This window comes from Rhodospirillaceae bacterium (genome assembly GCA_018662005.1).
Classification (GTDB): Bacteria; Pseudomonadota; Alphaproteobacteria; order Rhodospirillales; family JABHCV01; genus JACNJU01.
Window position 1 is genome coordinate 311,954 of the sequence record JABJHA010000004.1, and the last position, 17,465, is coordinate 329,418.

Consider the following 17,465-nt stretch of genomic DNA (forward strand, 5'->3'; position numbering starts at 1 on the left):
TATAATATTACCTTATTGGGTATAATGCGAAATTATAACATAATGGTATTACTCCTATCGGTTTCAAAGGCGCAAAAACAGATTTCCCTGCATGTTCGTGGCAGGCGGATTGCTATGGGGCTGACGCAGGAGGGGCTTGCCAGCCGTTCCGGCGTTGCCCTGCCGACCTTGCGCAAGTTCGAGCAAAAGGGGCTGATCTCCCTTGAATCCTTTCTCAAGCTGTTGCTGGTTTTGGGCGGTTTGGAAAATGTCGTAAAGGCGCTGGAGCCGGAACGTTCTGAATTTTCGTCCATAGACGATGTGCTGGACACCAGGGCGGCCAAGACTCCCAAAAAAGGCTGGCGTAAATGAAGTATGTTCCTGTTTCCGAGGTCAAGGTCGGACTGGCATTTAATAAAGCGCCCGTTCATGTGGGGCGGCTGGCGACCCGTGACGGGGTGGTCTATTTTGAATATGACCGTGACTTTCTCAACTCCGGGTTGGATGTTTCACCTTTACGGCTACCGCTTCAACCGGGCTTGCGCTCTTTTGATAGGTTTTTGTTCGAAGGATTGCCGGGTTTGTTTAACGACAGCCTGCCCGATGGCTGGGGGCGGTTGCTGCTGGATCGGTTCGCAAGGGGGCAGGGGATCTTGCCTGAACAGCTTGGCCCGCTTGATCGACTGGCCCATGTTGGAAATAACGGTATGGGGGCGCTGGTTTATGAACCGGATCAAAGCCAGGTTACCTGTGAGAATGAAATCAATCTTGATGCCTTGGCCTTGCAAGCTCGCGAGGTTCTGGACGGCGAAGCTCAAGGCGTGTTGGACGAATTGCTGGCCCTGAACGGATCATCCGCCGGGGCAAGGCCAAAGGTGATGGTCGGGGTTGATGAAGGCCGCGAAAATATCGTTCATGGAATGGCTGATCTCAAGGAGCCGTTTGCGCCCTGGATCGTCAAGTTTTCCAACTCGACAGACGGGCTTGATTCAGGGGCGATTGAATATGTGTACGGCTTGATGGCACAAAAAGCGGGGCTGGAAATGAGCGATGTGCATTTGTTTCCCGCCGATAAAGGCCCCGGATATTTTGCTACCAGGCGGTTTGACCGTGCCCAAGAAAAGCGCATGCATGTTCACAGTGCCTGTGGATTGTTGCATTCGGATTTCAGAACGCCGTCATTGGATTACGAAGAACTGATCACCCTGACCGGTATGCTCACCCGCGATGTGCGCGAGGTTGAAAAGATGTTTCGCCTCGCCGTGTTCAACGTGCTGGCCCATAACCGGGACGATCACGCAAAAAACTTCAGCTTCCTTATGAGCGATACCGGGGAGTGGAAGCTCTCCCCTGCGTATGATCTGACTTTTTCCTCCGGCCCCCGTGGCGAACAAAGCACCATGGTCATGGGAGAAGGCGCAAATCCCGGGATTGAGCATTTGAAAAAACTGGGCGAAGAGGCGAAGCTGGATAAAGCCTGTGTGAATGAGATCATTGAGGAGACACAAGATGCTCTGGCAAACTGGCCTGAACTTGCCAGGGAGTTTGGCGTTGGTCGAGAGAACATCGGGCTGGTCAAGGATAAACTGAGTCAGCAAAATTGAGTTATAAAAGGGGGCGCTATCGCTCATAACATCCCCGATTCGCTATAAAGTGTAGCGTTAACATTTGTTGCACAGATTATCTGACGATTTTTTCTAATTTCCAAAATTATTTTTAATGGTCATACGTGGTCTTGAGACGTCTGGAGAGCGCTTAAACAGTCCCTTATAGGGCATCAAATATACCGCTAACACATTGATATAATTATGCAGTGCAGCATAATTCGGGACAATGCAGCAAAATACAACCTGAGTGTCCCAAATTAGCCCCAAGTATTTAGAGAAATTCTGGGAACTATCCGGTTGACGTACCACACCCCAACTGGTAGAATGGCTTCATAATCAAAGGAATGAAGCCATGACTAAAATTGACCTTACAAATTCGATCTATCACGACAATGACGCGGCGCGTGAACACCTAGAAACCCTACTGTGGCCCGAAGGCCCCGTTTGCCCCCGCTGTGGCGTTATAGGCGACCGGATCACCAAGCTACAGGGCAAAAGCACCCGCCCCGGCGTCTACAAGTGCAAGGACTGCCGCAAGCCTTTTACGGTCACTGTAGGGACCGTCATGGAGCGGTCCAAAGTACCGCTTTGCAAGTGGGTCATGGCCGCTCAACTGATGGCTTCCTCCAAGAAAGGCATGAGCGCCAAACAGCTTGAACGTATGCTTGGCACAAACTACGAAACCGCGTGGTTCTTGTTCCACCGGCTCCGCGAGTGCGCCATCAACCCTACACGCGGCCCCATCCGGGGGCGAAAACAAGGTCGTCGAAGCCGACGAAACGTACATCGGCGGCAAGGCCAAGAACGCACACCGCAGCAAGCCCGTGCCGAAGAAAGAAGCCGTAGTTTCGCTTATTGAGCGTGACGGCGAAGTTCGGTCCTTTCATGTAACCAATGTCAACTCCAAGACATTGCGCCCGATCATCGTCAAGAACGCCGACCGTCGGTCATACCTTATGACCGACGACAGCATAGTCTACCCCAAGGTCGGTCGCGAATTTTCCGGCCACGGCACCGTCAACCACAGCGCCAAGGAATATGTACGCGGCACTTTCTGGTATACGAACACCGTTGAGAGTTACTTTGCCCTCTTGAAATGCGGCATGATGGGCTCATTCCACAGTGTCAGCGAAGCCCATCTTTACCGTTATCTTGCAGAGTTCGATTTCAGGCACAACACCCGCGCAATGTCCGACGCCGAACGGGGCGACGAATTGCTGAGGGGCGCAAAAGGCAAGCGGCTCATGTATAATCAACCTTGTGAAACCGCGAACGTTTAAACAGAAAGCCACGGCGTTCCTACGATGGAAAAAGAAGCAAACTGATCATTGACTCTTAGGTTGTAAAAGAGTCACGATTTCGACCGATACGGCGGATTCGCGGGATGCTGGTATCGTCCAATAGCCATCCATAGATACAGCTTCTTCCCTGCACTCACTGCAATAAGCAACCCCCGTAGAATAAAGCCAAAACGTATAGGCCCCGCATTTGCATTGCCATACGCCAGGATCGTGCCTCGCGCTTGGCGATAACTTAATAATAGAAATAGGAGAACTCCTATGGTCGAGAAAAAGAAAACGGTTTATCGAGATTCAAAAGATGGGCAATTCACGACGAAACGAGATGCGGAGCGGCATCCAGATACAACCGAGAAAGAACGTGTCCGCATTAAACCCCCTGCGCCCAAAAAGAAGAAATAACGAGTTTGATCTGGTTACTTGGTTGCGGCCTTCTTTTTTAGCTTCTTCACTGGGGTAGGCTTTTGCGCGCGCTCGCGCTTAGGGCGCGGTTGTGGCGGCGTCTTTAATAAACGCAGCAACATTTCATCCCTTTGTTGCTCGGCCCCATGTTCGTTTTGGAGACCCTTAGATGACTCGCGATCCTGCATGGCGTTCCGATCTTAAAAAGCTGGCTTATAACCCTGGCGGCTTGCTAGAGGCATTATACATGCCTAAATATATTAGCGAAACAGACGACCGAATCGCAGCAATTCTAGCCGCCACCGGCGTTGAGGATCACTTAATCGCATTTATCCGCACGAGCATGGTTAGCTTAAACAAAACAGAAGACAATGAGTTGTTTGGCCAAGCGGGCCCATTAGCAAACCACGGCATACGTATAAAATTGGCATACGCTCTAGGCTTCATCGGCAAAAAAACCCTAAACAATCTAGAAATCGTCCGATTAATACGCAACGCATTTGCTCACTCGCGTAAGGCCATTTCGTTTTCAACCCCAGAAATCCACGCCGCTTGTAAGAAGCTGACCATAACCGACCAAACGGAGAGTCAAGAAAGTTCCATGTTGTTTGGTTTACCACTAGACGACCCGCGCAAGCGTTTTTTAGCGACTGCCAGATTATTATCCGATGGGTTGATGCGCGCTACTAATCCACAACTTTTTGATGACGGCAGGCATGTCCCATTGGACTAACACCAAACATCTCATAAAAAATCTCACATGCGATGCTTTCAGAATTATCAAAATTTGGGTCATAACCAGAAAACGCAATCGCCCCCGCCTCCATCATCTCAGGTGTAATTTCAATCTCTGGAAGCACCGGCCTGTCAGCCATAATATCTACATCCTGTGTCTTGGTACGTCAACCGGATAGTTCCCGAAATTCTAATGTTGCATCGCAAGGAGATTTACTGGTGTTAGTGATTTATATGTAACTTTTTTCATGAATGATTATGGGTTTTGAGTAAATTTCATTGCAAGTAACCATTTTTCATGAAATTATTATTTTGTAAATTAAAATTCATACAATGAAAGCATTTTTCACCAGGATCATGGATAACGATCAATTTTCAGGGCCAGTCAGCGTTTTTCGTGAATGCCGGTTGCCGGAAGTGGCCCTACCCGTGGGCTATGCGGCCTTGATCGGAGCCTATGATCTTCATGTGCCTTTGCCGCGCACGCTTTGTGCCATCGGTGCGCACCATAAAGTCTACGAGGATGACGGTTGGCGGGTTTACACGCCCCGTCATGCGCCCCGAGCCACGCTGGAAGGGCATCTTGTTTTCGCCCTGAAATACGAGGGACTTGATCTGGCCATTTTAAAGCGGCTGTTTGAAGCGACCGCTCCGGCGACTATCGAAAACATCGTCCACGCCAAACCGACCGGCAGCTATGCCCGGCGCATCTGGTTTCTGTATGAGTGGCTGCTCGGACGCGAGCTTGATCTGCCCAATGCCCAAACCGGTAGCTACGCCGATATTGTTGATCGCAAGCAACAATGGGCGGTGGAGGGGGTAACCTCAAAGCGGCATCGTGTTCGCAACAACCTGCCGGGGACACCGCATTTTTGCCCGCTGGTCTGGCGCACTGAAAAACTGGAACGCTTTGTTGACGCCCGGCTTGATGAACTGGCGCGGGACGCTGTCGGCAAGGTATCGCCGGGAGTCATGGCACGCACAGCGGCTTTCCTGTTGCTGGAAGATTCGAAGTCCAGTTATGCCATTGAGGGTGAATCCCCGCCGCACAACCGCATTCAGCGCTGGGGCAAGGCGATTGGCGAAGCCGGAAAGCACCCGCTGGACTTTGAAGAGTTTCTGCGGTTGCAGCGGGTGGTTATCGGCTCGGATCGTTTCGTTCGTCTCGGGTTTCGTGATGAAGGCGGGTTTATCGGCGCGCACGAGCAAGGAACGCGCCTGCCGCTTCCCGATCATATCAGCGCCCGGCACGAGGACCTGCCGACGCTCATGCAGGCCATGATCGACTTTGACCGGGATTTCTCTGGCGGAATTGACCCGGTGATCGCGGCGGCGGTCTTGGCTTTCGGATTTGTCTATGTTCACCCGTTTGTCGATGGTAACGGCAGGTTGCATCGCTATTTGATACATCACGTTCTGACCGCGCGCGGATTTAATCCCGCCGGAATCGTCTTCCCGGTTTCCTCAGCTATCCTTCAGCGCATCGATGATTACAGGCGCGTGCTGGAAAGTTACTCCAAACGTTTGTTACCACTGATCGAGTGGAAGCCCACCGAGAGCATGAATGTGCGCGTCGAGAATGACACGGCGGATTTTTATAAATACTTTGATGCAACGCTTCATGCCGAGTTTCTGTTCGAATGCGCCCGGAAAACCATCGAGGTAGATCTGCCCGAGGAAGTCGCCTTCTTGGAGCGCTACGATCAATTTAAATCGCGCATCGAAGCCCATGTCGAAATGCCCGCATCAACCGTCGATCTGCTTTTCAATTTCCTCAAACAAAATGACGGCACACTGTCCAAGCGCGCCCGAGAAAATGAATTCACCGCCCTTTCAAATGAAGAGGCCGGAGTGTTCGAACAAATTTATCGGGAGCTGTTCACCGCCACCTCGATTGACTAAGAAGAATTAACCGGAGGCCGTAATAGTGTACGAGAGGGTAACAGTTTCAGAGATAACTCACTTCATCTACAAAATGAATGGGACAGCACCACAGGATGTCGGGTTTGACTTCTTAATGAGGTGGTTGCGGGCCGAGGAAGAAATTTTTCTGTTTGAACATAAGCCCGGATGGTATCGACCGGAGATTTTTCAATTAGCAACTGGACCGGTACTTAAGCCTCCCGACGCACGAGGGGGGCCGGAGTTTTTGGAAATCCCAATGGACAGGCTTTCTATCTTGCACTGGTTTGAACCGGGTTTGGCGGATTCAATTTTTAAGGAAATTAGATATATTTTATCGGATCAAAGACTAACTCAGAAAAGAGGAAATATTGGGCTACTAAAAAAAATAACCATCAACGATCTTCAAAATGATCATTGGGATATCCTGAATCGGTTGATGGTAACGACATCATTGGCGATGCGTTATTGCTGGCACGCATGGGGCGAAGTTCCGGCTCAGGTCATAAACAAGCTCAAGGAAATGGCTCCAAGGCCGACGGGCAGAGGACAAAAACCAAATATTAAGATGACGAAGAATGACTACTGTAATTTCCTGGACATTCTGATTCAGATCGGAGTTCATAAACCAAGGAAAGAAGGTGTTAATGATGCCGCCTTGATGATTCATGAAATTTGGCAGGCAGATCATAAGGTTTCTTTCGTTTACAACAGCATTAAGGGTCACTACCAAGGCAAGATAAAATGATTTCATGAATTGAAACCGTCAATTCATGAATCCAAACAATGGCAATGGCATCGAATTAAAGCCAGCCTGATCGCCGTTCATCGAACAGGATCAGGAACGCCATTAATGCACACATACCTCACACGAAAACAGGTAGCCGAGCGCTATCCGATAAGTTTCTCCCACCTGGCGCATATGGCGAGCCAGGGTCGCGGCATTCGTTACCGAATTATTGGCAAGTGCGCGGTTTATCTCGCGGACGATGTCGAAGTATGGCTGGAGAGCAAGGTCATCGAGCCATCACTTTCAAAAGCTCCCAGAAAACGAGGCCGTCCAAGGAAGATGCCTTCGCGGTAATCATGATGCCTGCCGGTATTGGCGCCGCAAAAAATCCCGATCTCCCCTAACAATATTTGAAAAGGAAACTACACCATGGCCACAATCAATTTTGTACTGCAAGGTAAGGGCGGCGTCGGAAAATCGCTCGTCGCGTCTTTGTTGACGCAACACTATATGAAGCGCGAGATCGCTACCATCTGCTTTGACACGGACCCCGTAAACAAGACGTTTGCGAGTTACAATGCTTTTAACGTCAGAACCATCGATATCCTGAACGACGGCATCATCTGCGTTCAGGAATTCGATAACCTTGTCGAAACCCTGATCGAAGCGCCGGAAGATAGCGCCGTGATTATCGATAATGGCGCATCTACGTTCCTGCCTCTCTGCGCCTATCTGAACGATAACGACGTTGTGCCCTTCCTTGAGAAGTTAGGCCACAGCGTGATGTTTCATTCCGTAGTGACCGGCGGTCAGGCGCTTATCGACACCATGAGCGGCCTCGAAGCCTTATTCGTGAACTTCCCGGACACCCCAGCCACGGTCTGGCTGAATGAATACTTTGGTAAGACAGAGATGAACGGAACGACTTTCTCCGAAACTAAATTATGCAACAACCCAAAGCATAAAATTCACGCCCTGATTACCATCGCGGAGTTGAACAAACACACATTTGGTTACGATTTTGAAAATATGCTGAAGAAGCGCTTGAGTTTTGCCGAAGCCCTGGCGGACCCGAAGTTTACGATTATGACCAGGCAGCGCCTAGTCATGACCTGGCGCGCCATCAATGAACAGATCACCCAGGCTAACCTGTAGCACAGGCATGAGCAAGACCCTGCGAACGGCTACCGTCAAGGCCCATGTTACACCGGGTGAACGCCAACAACTGGTGGCCCGGGCTCACCGCTTGGGCCTGACGGTGTCCGATTACATACGGCGTGTGATGATCAATTTCAGGCTGCCCGAAAGCGCCATTAACGCTAGGTCGGTCCGTGATCTTTACAAGGTCAACGCAGACCTGGCTCGGCTTGGCAACCTGCTCAAGATGGCCATGGACGATGTTGATCTTCCGGTGCCAAGGAGTTCCGACTTGGCACCGGAATCACTATTCCAAAGGATGGAAGAGGCCCGTCAGTTACTAAAAACAAAGATTGAGAAGCTGTAACCCAGCCCCTTCGGATGATAGCCAAGCGAGTTAAACGAACCGGCAACAGCAGCTTTGGCCACCTTGCACGCTACATTGCCGGGGCGCGTGATCAGGGCGAGAAGCTGGACGCGTTATGGATCGTCAATAGTAACGCCGGGGGCGAACTGGAGGACCTAAGCCACGCCATCCGAGACATCGAGGCTACCCAGGCGCTAAACTCACGCAGCAATGCCGACAAGACCTATCATCTGATCGTCTCGTTCCGTGACGAAAAACCGCCCTCAGACCAGTTGAGAGAAATCGAACAGTCCATCGCCAGGGCGCTAGGGTTCGATGACCATCAGCGCGTCATCGCAACCCACCAAAACACCGATAATTTCCATATGCATATTGCCTATAACAAAATTCACCCGGAAACCCTGGTCACCCACTCCCCCTTTCAGGACTTCAAAAAGCTGTCCAATGTTTGCCGCGAGATCGAGAAAGAATATGCCCTCAAGGTCGATCCGGGCATGCAGGAGGGACATGATAAAAACAAGGACAATACCAACCAAGCTGCCAAAGATTTTGAGTCCCACACGTGGCAGCAATCTCTGGATAGTTATGTCAGGGAACACGCAGAGCCTTTAAAGCAAGGCCTGAATAACGCCGACACCTGGCAAGATTTGCACGAGACCTTCGCCGATTATGGCCTGGAACTAAAACTTCGAGGCAACGGCATGATCATCAAAGTCTTGGATGGCAAACAAATGGTCAAAGCCAGCACATTGGAGCGAAGTTTTGCTGCCAGAGCAAAAAAGAAGCTTGGCCCTTTCGTTGCAGCAAACAAAACCAAACGGCCAAAGGTCAAAAAAACTTATGAGGCAATACCAACCACCAACCATAAGGCAACGGCCAAGGTGTGGAGCCGTTACCAATCAAGGAAGGTCGACAAAGGATCATGGGTCGGCAAAGCGGCAAGCAGCTGGAAACAGTTCCTCAAACTGGAAGCCCTAAACGATCCCCTCGCCATCGCGATTATTCAGGCGCAAAAGAAGATGTTGAAATTATTGACGTTCGACAAAACTCCAAGAAAAACCAATTTTCACCAACCTTCTAAAAAACCAAGGAAACGTCATCAGGTCGAGCTTGATCTTTAGATGCTTTACAGATGACCGTCAGAGGCAGGCGCGGGAAGGCAGGTTTCCACCGATCGCTCAAGCGGTATACCTATTATTAATCATATTTGAATGATGAATTGGCCTGTTGCAGCCCATGAAAAGCGGAAACACCATAGAAGGGTAACGGTCAGGCTTTCAGAGTCCCCGTCTTACGGGGCTCCTCGGTGTGCAATCCCTATTGGAAGTGTCCGTGATGTGTTTGAATTTACAGAGCGGCATTTAGAAACGGCAATTCCAGTGTAAAACATCAATTTTCCCCTCACAGCCGATTCAGCATTCTTTCAACCCATTTGCAAACCAACCCTATCTTGCCCGATTTTCAGCCAACTCAGTGTAAAACGTCAATTATGCACTCAGTTGCCAACGCACAAAAATTGATCATCATTTGGAATTATAGGTCGAACTAGAAAATTGTTTAAAACTACGATCAAGTGTCTCTGAAAGCGGGAGCATGCCTGTACACGATCTCTTTCTCCAGAACATTGATCCTGGTGTTCAGATCGCGCAATTGATCGATGATCACTGTCAGGGCCGTCACGGCGGCCTTGGGAAGGTGCCCTTCTCATTGCTTTCGACATTGGCGGCCAGTTTGGCGATATTCTCAACGCCTTGGCCGCACGTCTCTCTTAATGATTAAGAGTGAGACAAATCGACCATGCGCATACGCCCCAAAACACCGTTTGCGATGGAATCTACAATCTGAATTGGAAAGCCTTCCGGCATTGCGGCGCGGGTTCTATCCAATGCTCCAGCCATATCCCGTTGAAGCTCTAAGAAGGTTGCTTCAACAACAGCATCGGCGAGGCCGCATCGCGTGGCCGTTTGCTGAAAGTGACGCGGTGCGATTTCACCAACCCGGTAATGTCGGCTATTTCCAACCGCCATTGCCAACTTCATTTTGTTTTGCGTAATCTGGTGTCTATCGACATTCAACTGGGCCGACATAACGTCATACAGGGGCGTTAATCGGAATCCGCCGCCTGGGTGGATGAAAATGCTAAAGTTTTTGGCGTGTCCATCGGTCGCGCCGAGCAACCAGTTAATTACCTGCGCCTTGAAGAAAAGCTTGCGGTCGTCATCAGGCGTATCGCTGGCTTTCAACAGCTCAAGAATTTGTCCAATTCCTGGACCGCCATCTTGTTCATATTTACCCGTGGGTGAAACGGACAATGCCTGGCAGCAATCCTCTTGCGGCAGGCGTAACAGGCGTTCTCCACCGTTTGCCCAGCGGCGGTCGAAACGTTTCAGAGAAAGCACACGTACATCTTCGAATTCAATGATTGCCGAGTTCGTAACAGGCAGACCAAGTTCGCCAAGCAGGCGCAGGCAAAAGTGTTCATTTTCTACGCTCTGGCTTAGGTCGATACCGTTTTCTAGTTTGCCGATCTGCGGCTTGAGAATGTGGGTCGTCGCTGTTGTACCGTGGGGAATGTGCCAGCGGCCTTCGTGATACAGGAGCGCGGTTTTCTCCTGAGCCCCGGCGATTGAGATACGGAATTCTTCATCTTCGTCTATGCCGAGCGGCGCGTGTGCAAGGTTCCTAATGATCCGTGCTATTTCAGCTTCTTCGACTGGACGACCCGTGAGTGCACCAGCCGCTTCCGGCTCGTGACCCTGAGGAATAAATTGCAATGCGCCAACGCAATCACGCCCTATCGCAGAGAGCAGACTGAAAGCGTCCTGCCCGGTGGCTCGCGCTTTCTCAGCCAGGCGTCGGCGAATGGTTTCGTTATCTGGTAACAAGTTATCGAACACAGCCATCACAGGCTCGCCGATGTAACGGTCTTCGCGTAGCGGCAGCGATAATGAAACAGGCATGGTATGTTCCCATGTCAGCCATGATGCCTCATAGCGGAAGTCGATTGCGCCTGAGGGTTCTCTGTTCAGTTGACCAACGAGGCGAGCGTTGAGGAAAATATTGAGCGGCGCATATGCGCGACGGCGACCCATTAAAATATATCCTCAATATCTTTTGCGCTTGTTTGCGACCGTGGGCGAATAATCAGTTCCAAACCCAAGGCGGAAAGGATATCGAACAGTGTGCTTAACTTGACGCCGCCCTCTCCAGCCTCCAGGGCTGAAACGGTTGGCTGGCGCAGGCCGGCTCTTGCGCTGACGTCTCGCTGGGTTAAGCCCAGGGACTTGCGCCGGCGGCGGATTGCATCGCCAGTCTGTTTTGCGGTACGCGCTGTATTTTCCATCAATAGAATCCTCTCTCTTTTTTCAATATACGTTACAGCGTATAAAAACACAATATACGCTGTAACGTATAAACCACACTTATACGCTACGGCGTATATTGTGTGCGTTGGAACAGTGGCGTTCGTGATGTTGAGGCGATCACCCTTCACAATCTTAGAGAAATGACCCGTTGAGCACCGAAGGCTGCGAATAAGGCTTCGCCCATCTGGCAAACAGGGTGGCGAACAGGATTGAAGTGGCGGCGCTTTCGCAGAAAGTGGGCCACTTCTACTATCCTGCCACTCTTACGACAGGGAAAGTTGTGTGTTTTCGGTTCTTTTTATGTGTAATCGGTTTATTTCGGTTGAGATCCGTTCTTCTCTGTTGTTTTCGAATTATTCTGTCATTTCAAACGGTTATTCATTGTTGCTTTCGGTTATTTTCCGTTACAATCGGTTTAACTCGGTTGTTTTAGTTGTGGAAGATTAAGTCATGGCGCGTTGGGGACAGGCAAGGGTCGAAGTCTTGGCACTTCGTCAGGAAATCAAGGATGAGCTGGTCAGGGGCGTGCCTGTTAAACAGGTCTATGACATGTTTGTAAAGCGTGGCCATATCACGGTCACCTACAATGGTTTCAGGCGACAGGTTCAACCCATTCGCGACGACCTGCGACGCGCCCCCATTGAGATTTCTGCATCTTCCAAGATATTGGCGAATGCACCGATCGAGACACCGGCATCACCCCTTCCCTCAGAGCGTCCAGAACTGGTTAAAGGAAAGCCCAAGAAGGGGTTCGCGTTTAATCCCGTCAGTAAGGCAGAAGATTTTTTCTAAAGGAAAAGCTGTCTGACGTCAGCGCCTTGACCGGGCAGAGCCGACCATGCACGAACGCAATGCCAACCCGACTAGCATCAAACAAAATGGGTTAGGATATCTCTTAATCAGGGCAGTAACTGACCCAAATATTCCGACGCCGGACACGAATTATTATTATGAAAACATTTAAGTCATGAGCTTGATAAAATCTAAGGAACGCGTCGCCGATCATGGAGAGGTGTTCACTCCTCCGTGGCTAGTCGAAGCAATGCTCAACCTCGTTAAGGATGAAGCCGAGCGCATCGACTCCCGATTCCTGGAGCCTGCGTGCGGCAGTGGGAACTTCCTTATCCCGATTTTACAGCGGAAGCTTGCTGCAGTCGAACTCAAGTTTGGAAAGGCGGATTTTGAAAAGCGGCACTACGCTCTTCTCGCTCTGATGTGTATCTACGGAATCGAGCTGCTGGCAGACAACATTGAAGAGTGCAATTCGAACCTAATTGAAATTTTTGCCGGGTATATGAGCCTAGATAAATCAGATGACTTGTATAACGCGGCATCTCATGTGCTGTCCCACAACCTCGTACATGGTGATGCGCTGACGATGAGAACGCATGACGGCCAGCCGATTGCTTTTGCCGAGTGGGGCTACATCGGCAAGGGCAAGTTCCAGCGCCGCGACTTTCGCTTTGACGTCCTCACCGGATCATCGGCCTTCAGCGCTGAGGGGTCTCTCTTTGCCCATCTTGGCAAACACGAAATCTTCAAGCCGATCCAGACCTACCCGCCGATGACGGTTCGCGAACTGGCCGCCGTTCGCGGAGACACACCGAAGGAGGCAGTATGAGCATGCAGACTGGCTTTACCTTGCGCGGGCGCAACCCGGATGTGTTGACATGCATCGCGAATCTCTCGAACGACGAGGTGTTCACACCACCTGAGCTTGCAAACCGCATGCTAGACACGCTGGCCGATGCATGGGCGGCTGATCACAACGGCGCCAATCTCTGGGCCGACAAGTCGGTGAGGTTCCTCGACCCGTTCACGAAGTCGGGCGTTTTCCTTCGAGAGATCACCGACCGCCTCACCGAGGGACTGGCCGATGAGATTCCGAACCTTGAGAAGCGCATCGACCACATTCTGACCAAGCAGGTTTTCGGCATCGGCATCACATACCTCACCAGCCTATTGGCGCGGCGCAGCGTGTATTGCTCGAAGCACGCCAACGGCGAGCATTCGATCGCAAAAAGTTTTGACAGCGAAGCTGGCAACATTTGGTTCGAGCGCACCGAACACTCATGGGGGAACGGCAAGTGCAAGTATTGCGGAGCAAGCCAGAAAGCGCTCGATCGGGGCGAAGGGCTAGAAACCCACGCCTATGCTTTCATTCACACCGACGATATCAAGACTCGGGTCGCCGAGTTGTTTGGAGACGACATGCAATTTGACGTGATCATCGGCAATCCGCCATACCAACTCGGCTCCGACGGGGGCACCAGGGATGTTCCAATTTACCAGCGCTTTGTTGATCAAGCAAAAATGCTGCAGCCGCGATACCTAGCAATGGTCATTCCTTCGAGGTGGATGGCCTCGGGCCTCGGACTCAACGAGTTTCGCAAGACAATGCTTGGGGATCGTCGCATACGTGAACTTGCCGATTTTCCGGCAGCAAGCGATGTATTTCCGGGTGTCGAGGTAAAAGCGGGGGTCTGCTATTTCCTTTGGGACGCCGTGCACGATGGCGATTGTATGGTGACTACGGTACGTAGCGGGGATGTTATTGGGCCAGTTTCAAGAAACCTCGCTGAATACGATGTGTTTGTTCGAGACGCCGGTTCCATCTCGATCCTACACAAAGTCCTGAATGGCGGCGAGCCATCTATCAACACGATCCTCGCGCGTGACAAGGAGTTTGGCTGGACCTCGAACTTCGATGGATTTCACGAAAAGGAACGTCCTGGAGACTTGCCTCTATACTACATTAGGAAGATGAAGCGTGGCGTCGGCCATATTGCTCGCGAAGAAGTAACCAAAAGCAAACGGCTGGTCGACACATGGAAGGTACTAGTCCCGCAAGCGTTCAATGGAGGTGACGCGGTTCCTCATCAAATTTTGGGTAAGCCGCTGATCGCACCATTGCCATCAGTCTGCACCCAATCATTCTTGTTCTTTTACGTTGACTCGCGCGATGCCACAAAGAGCCTTCAATCATACTATACAACACGGTTTTTCCGCTTTCTTGTCTCGCTGCGCAAAATTACTCAACACGCAACTCACTCTACTTACGCTTGGGTGCCAGCCCAAACATGGGATCGTATTTGGACAGACGAAGAACTTTACGCGAAGTATGGTATAACGCCGGAGGAGCAAGAATATATCGAGTCTCAGGTCAGGGTTATGAACCTTGATGATGCTATCAATGAGTAAGCACACTATCGAGGACATCCTAGCGCCAAAGCCGCAAGCCCGGCCACGCATCTACGCATACTCGATTGCAGATGAAGCTCACGCTGGTCTACTCAAGGTCGGGCAAACGACCCGCGACGTAAAGCAACGCGTCGCCGAGCAGCTAAAGACCGCCGCCATCAAGAACTATCGCATTGAGTTGGACGAACCCGCCGAGAGCGACGACGGTACAATCTTCAGCGATCACGAGGTACGTGCGGCGCTCGTCAAAAAAGGTTTTGAGAACACCGAGCTGGAGTGGATGCGCTGCACGCTCAGCGATATGAAGACCGTGCTCACCGAGCTGCGGACGGGTCAAATGTTTACCGGTACGCATCACCAGACCTTCCCGACGCGCCGAGAGCAGGCCGAAGCGGTGAACGTGACACACGCCTATTTCCACTCTCGCTGGGCGGAGGATATGCACGCTGTCCCGCGTTTCCTGTGGAACGCAAAGATGCGTTTTGGTAAGACCTTCACCACCTACCAACTCGCCAAGAAGCTCGGCGCCAAGCGTGTGCTCGTGGTGACCTTCAAACCCGCTGTGGAGGATGCTTGGCAGACGGACCTTGAGGGCCACGTGGACTTCGACGGTTGGCAGTACCTGTCGAAGTCCTCCGGTGGCGACCCGACACAGATCGACGGCAGGAAGCCGGTGGTCTATTTCGGTTCCTTCCAGGACCTATTGGGTCGTGACGCAGCAGGGAACATCAAACCCAAGAATGAATGGCTCCACCAGGTGAATTGGGACCTCGTGGTGTTCGATGAATATCATTTTGGCGCGTGGCGAGAGACCGCAAAGGAGCTTTTTGAAGGGGAGGAGGAGGCGGTTTCCAAGAAAGAAGCCAAGCTTGAATACGCCGCTGGGCTGGCTGTCAGAATAACGTGATTGTTTCATGTTGAATCTCCTCAAAAAACATTACGAGAAAATTCTACTCATTTGTACCGCTAAAAATTGGGAGCATTACCCGAGGACCTCACCGTCCTGTCTCAGAAGGAGACAGAGTTCCTCCCCATCACCACCAAGGCCTACCTCTATCTCTCAGGCACGCCGTTCAAGGCGCTGGCCACCGGCGAGTTCATCGAGGAGCAGTTATTTAACTGGACGTATACCGACGAGCAGCGCGCCAAAGAAGAGTTTGCCACCAAACACCCCGGCAAGTGGAACCCCTACGGTGCGATGCCGCAGATGCGGCTTCTGACGTACCAAATGCCAGATGAGCTGGTGACGGTCGCGAGCGCTGGTGAGTTCGACGAGTTTGACCTCAACGAGTTCTTTGCGGCAAGCGGCACAGGCAACGCCGCGCAGTTTAAGCACAAGAGCGACGTACAAAAGTGGCTGGACATCATCCGAGGCCAGTACGGACCAAAGACCGTCGAGAGCCTCAAGACAGGCACGCGGCCCCCGTTCCCGTATTCAGACGTGCGCTTGTTGCCTTACCTGCAGCACTCGTTCTGGTTCTTGCCCAATGTCGCGGCCTGCCACGCGATGGCAAATCTACTGGCTGAAAAGCACAACACTTTCTGGCACGAATACGAGGTTGTCATAGCTGCCGGTGCGTCGGCGGGGATCGGGCTCAACGCGCTGCCGCCGGTACGTAAGGCGATTGGGAGCGGGTTCCAAAACAAGACAATCACGCTGTCGTGTGGCAAACTAACCACTGGCGTCACTGTGCAGCAGTGGTCTTCCATCCTGATGCTGCGCAACCTGAAGTCGCCGGAGACCTACTTCCAAGCTGCGTTTCGCGTTCAATCCCCCTGGTCCATAAAAAACCCGAATGGTGATAACCCGAACGAAGAAGAAATCCTCAAACCCGTCTGCTTCGTGTTCGACTTCGCGCCCACGCGCGCGCTGCGGCAACTCTCTGAGTATGGGATCGGCCTATCGCCCAATGAGCCGAACCCGGAGAATGCGGTTAAGGACCTTGTATCATTTCTGCCGGTGCTGGCTTACGACGGCGCGAACATGACCCAGATCGATGCAGGTGGCATTCTAGATATAGCCATGGCGGGTACCTCGGCCACGCTGTTGGCGCGCAAGTGGGAGAGTGCGCTGCTGGTGAACGTGGACAACGATACACTGCGCCGGATCATGGGTAATCCTGAGGCGATGGCCGCCGTGGAGCGCATAGAGGGCTGGCGCACATTGGGCGACCATGTCATCGAGACCATCATCAACAAGAGCGAGAAAGTCAAAGAACTCAAGAAAAAAGCCAAGGAGAATGAACTGACAGGGAGGGAGAAAAAGGAACTCACGGTCGAGGAAAAGGAGTACAAGTCCAAGCGAAAGCTCGTGCAGGAGAAGCTGGTCAAGTTCGCGACGCGTATCCCGGCGTTCATGTACCTGACCGACTTCCGCGAGAACACGCTTCAGGATGTGATAACAAAACTGGAGCCGGATCTGTTCTTGGCCGTAACGGGCCTTTCAGTGGAGGACTTTCACCTGCTTGTTAGGATGAGGGTGTTCAACACTGAGCAGATGAACCAGGCAGTTTTCGCCTTCCGTCGCTATGAGGACGCTTCGCTTCGCTACACCGGAGTTGAGAGCCACACTGGCCTGAGCCATTACGGGCTCTACGACACAGTGGTGGCGAGAGAGTGAAAGGCTGTTGTCGGCCCGGATAAGGTAGTAAGAGGGAGCCCGTACCGCTATCACGTAAGAGGATCAGTACCAAGGAGGAATTCCTGACTATGTTTCAGGAATTGAAAAAGGCGGTTCAGGAC

15 protein-coding genes and 3 pseudogenes are annotated in these 17,465 nt (G+C 51.6%); 15 read left to right on the plus strand and 3 right to left on the minus strand.

Translation table 11 applies throughout. The features are described from left to right. Nucleotides 1–42: 42 nt before the first annotated feature. From HOL66_02775 to HOL66_02795, 5 genes and pseudogenes are all read left to right on the plus strand, one after another. The gene (locus tag HOL66_02775; protein ID MBT5243154.1) at nt 43–351 is read left to right on the plus strand and encodes a helix-turn-helix domain-containing protein; all 309 of its coding nucleotides are present in this window, start codon (nt 43–45) and stop codon (nt 349–351) included. Further along, the gene (locus tag HOL66_02780; GenBank protein MBT5243155.1) at nt 348–1,583 is read left to right on the plus strand and encodes a type II toxin-antitoxin system HipA family toxin; all 1,236 of its coding nucleotides are present in this window, start codon (nt 348–350) and stop codon (nt 1,581–1,583) included. Before HOL66_02775 ends, HOL66_02780 begins: the two co-directional genes overlap by 4 nt. A gap of 355 nt (nt 1,584–1,938) precedes the next feature. Beyond that, nucleotides 1,939–2,866: pseudogene (locus tag HOL66_02785) on the plus strand (IS1595 family transposase). A 279-nt stretch (nt 2,867–3,145) separates the two neighbouring features. Continuing rightward, complete coding sequence (locus tag HOL66_02790) at nt 3,146–3,286, plus strand: hypothetical protein (GenBank protein ID MBT5243156.1); 141 nt, start codon at nt 3,146–3,148, stop codon at nt 3,284–3,286. A gap of 169 nt (nt 3,287–3,455) precedes the next feature. Further along, nucleotides 3,456–4,019, plus strand: coding sequence for a hypothetical protein (locus HOL66_02795; GenBank protein MBT5243157.1), 564 nt, complete (start codon nt 3,456–3,458; stop codon nt 4,017–4,019). Here the strand turns inward: HOL66_02795 and HOL66_02800 are convergent. Beyond that, nucleotides 3,973–4,161, minus strand: coding sequence for a hypothetical protein (locus HOL66_02800; protein MBT5243158.1), 189 nt, complete (start codon nt 4,159–4,161; stop codon nt 3,973–3,975). The genes HOL66_02795 and HOL66_02800 overlap by 47 nt on opposite strands. Nucleotides 4,162–4,378: 217 nt before the next feature. On the opposite strand from HOL66_02800, the gene HOL66_02805 reads away from it, so the two are divergent. From HOL66_02805 to HOL66_02830, 6 genes and pseudogenes are all read left to right on the plus strand, one after another. After that, complete coding sequence (locus tag HOL66_02805; GenBank protein MBT5243159.1) at nt 4,379–5,923, plus strand: Fic family protein; 1,545 nt, start codon at nt 4,379–4,381, stop codon at nt 5,921–5,923. Between the two features lie 25 nt (nt 5,924–5,948). Then, nucleotides 5,949–6,671: a hypothetical protein gene (locus tag HOL66_02810; protein ID MBT5243160.1), complete on the plus strand. Its 723-nt coding sequence runs from the start codon at nt 5,949–5,951 to the stop codon at nt 6,669–6,671. 105 nt (nt 6,672–6,776) lie between these two features. Continuing rightward, nucleotides 6,777–6,902 (plus strand): annotated as a pseudogene (locus HOL66_02815) (DNA-binding protein). Nucleotides 6,903–7,082: 180 nt separating this feature from the next. Then, nucleotides 7,083–7,808: a conjugal transfer protein TraL gene (locus HOL66_02820; protein ID MBT5243161.1), complete on the plus strand. Its 726-nt coding sequence runs from the start codon at nt 7,083–7,085 to the stop codon at nt 7,806–7,808. Nucleotides 7,809–7,815: 7 nt separating this feature from the next. Next, the gene (locus tag HOL66_02825; protein ID MBT5243162.1) at nt 7,816–8,157 is read left to right on the plus strand and encodes a hypothetical protein; all 342 of its coding nucleotides are present in this window, start codon (nt 7,816–7,818) and stop codon (nt 8,155–8,157) included. Nucleotides 8,158–8,171: 14 nt separating this feature from the next. Beyond that, nucleotides 8,172–9,278 (plus strand): relaxase/mobilization nuclease domain-containing protein, encoded by a 1,107-nt coding sequence (locus tag HOL66_02830; protein MBT5243163.1) that lies wholly within the window; start codon nt 8,172–8,174, stop codon nt 9,276–9,278. A 654-nt stretch (nt 9,279–9,932) separates the two neighbouring features. Here HOL66_02830 and HOL66_02835 read toward each other — a convergent pair. Next, nucleotides 9,933–11,249 carry a type II toxin-antitoxin system HipA family toxin gene (locus tag HOL66_02835; protein ID MBT5243164.1) on the minus strand — a complete coding sequence of 439 codons (1,317 nt, stop codon included), beginning with the start codon at nt 11,247–11,249 and terminating at the stop codon, nt 9,933–9,935. After that, a complete protein-coding gene (locus tag HOL66_02840; protein MBT5243165.1) occupies nt 11,249–11,500 on the minus strand; it encodes a helix-turn-helix domain-containing protein in 252 nt (83 codons plus the stop codon). The genes HOL66_02835 and HOL66_02840 overlap by 1 nt, the downstream gene beginning before the upstream one ends. A gap of 472 nt (nt 11,501–11,972) precedes the next feature. On the opposite strand from HOL66_02840, the gene HOL66_02845 reads away from it, so the two are divergent. The 4 genes and pseudogenes from HOL66_02845 to HOL66_02860 all read left to right on the plus strand — a co-directional run bounded on the left by HOL66_02845 (nt 11,973) and on the right by HOL66_02860 (nt 17,343). Continuing rightward, complete coding sequence (locus HOL66_02845; protein MBT5243166.1) at nt 11,973–12,314, plus strand: hypothetical protein; 342 nt, start codon at nt 11,973–11,975, stop codon at nt 12,312–12,314. 175 nt (nt 12,315–12,489) lie between these two features. Next, nucleotides 12,490–13,143 (plus strand): N-6 DNA methylase, encoded by a 654-nt coding sequence (locus HOL66_02850; protein MBT5243167.1) that lies wholly within the window; start codon nt 12,490–12,492, stop codon nt 13,141–13,143. After that, entirely contained in the window at nt 13,140–14,723 is a 1,584-nt protein-coding gene (locus HOL66_02855; GenBank protein MBT5243168.1) for a restriction endonuclease, read from the plus strand. Before HOL66_02850 ends, HOL66_02855 begins: the two co-directional genes overlap by 4 nt. Beyond that, nucleotides 14,716–17,343 (plus strand): annotated as a pseudogene (locus HOL66_02860) (restriction endonuclease). Before HOL66_02855 ends, HOL66_02860 begins: the two are co-directional and overlap by 8 nt. The last annotated feature ends 122 nt before the right edge of the window (nt 17,344–17,465 follow it).

Coding starts and splice junctions, on each gene's coding strand:
- HOL66_02775 (MBT5243154.1), top strand. CDS start 43: ATGGTATTACTCCTATCGGTTTCAAAGGCGCAAAAACAGATTTCCCTG.
- HOL66_02780 (MBT5243155.1), top strand. CDS start 348: ATGAAGTATGTTCCTGTTTCCGAGGTCAAGGTCGGACTGGCATTTAAT.
- HOL66_02790 (MBT5243156.1), top strand. CDS start 3,146: ATGGTCGAGAAAAAGAAAACGGTTTATCGAGATTCAAAAGATGGGCAA.
- HOL66_02795 (MBT5243157.1), top strand. CDS start 3,456: ATGACTCGCGATCCTGCATGGCGTTCCGATCTTAAAAAGCTGGCTTAT.
- HOL66_02800 (MBT5243158.1), bottom strand. CDS start 4,161: ATGGCTGACAGGCCGGTGCTTCCAGAGATTGAAATTACACCTGAGATG.
- HOL66_02805 (MBT5243159.1), top strand. CDS start 4,379: ATGGATAACGATCAATTTTCAGGGCCAGTCAGCGTTTTTCGTGAATGC.
- HOL66_02820 (MBT5243161.1), top strand. CDS start 7,083: ATGGCCACAATCAATTTTGTACTGCAAGGTAAGGGCGGCGTCGGAAAA.
- HOL66_02825 (MBT5243162.1), top strand. CDS start 7,816: ATGAGCAAGACCCTGCGAACGGCTACCGTCAAGGCCCATGTTACACCG.
- HOL66_02830 (MBT5243163.1), top strand. CDS start 8,172: ATGATAGCCAAGCGAGTTAAACGAACCGGCAACAGCAGCTTTGGCCAC.
- HOL66_02835 (MBT5243164.1), bottom strand. CDS start 11,249: ATGGGTCGCCGTCGCGCATATGCGCCGCTCAATATTTTCCTCAACGCT.
- HOL66_02840 (MBT5243165.1), bottom strand. CDS start 11,500: ATGGAAAATACAGCGCGTACCGCAAAACAGACTGGCGATGCAATCCGC.
- HOL66_02845 (MBT5243166.1), top strand. CDS start 11,973: ATGGCGCGTTGGGGACAGGCAAGGGTCGAAGTCTTGGCACTTCGTCAG.
- HOL66_02850 (MBT5243167.1), top strand. CDS start 12,490: ATGAGCTTGATAAAATCTAAGGAACGCGTCGCCGATCATGGAGAGGTG.
- HOL66_02855 (MBT5243168.1), top strand. CDS start 13,140: ATGAGCATGCAGACTGGCTTTACCTTGCGCGGGCGCAACCCGGATGTG.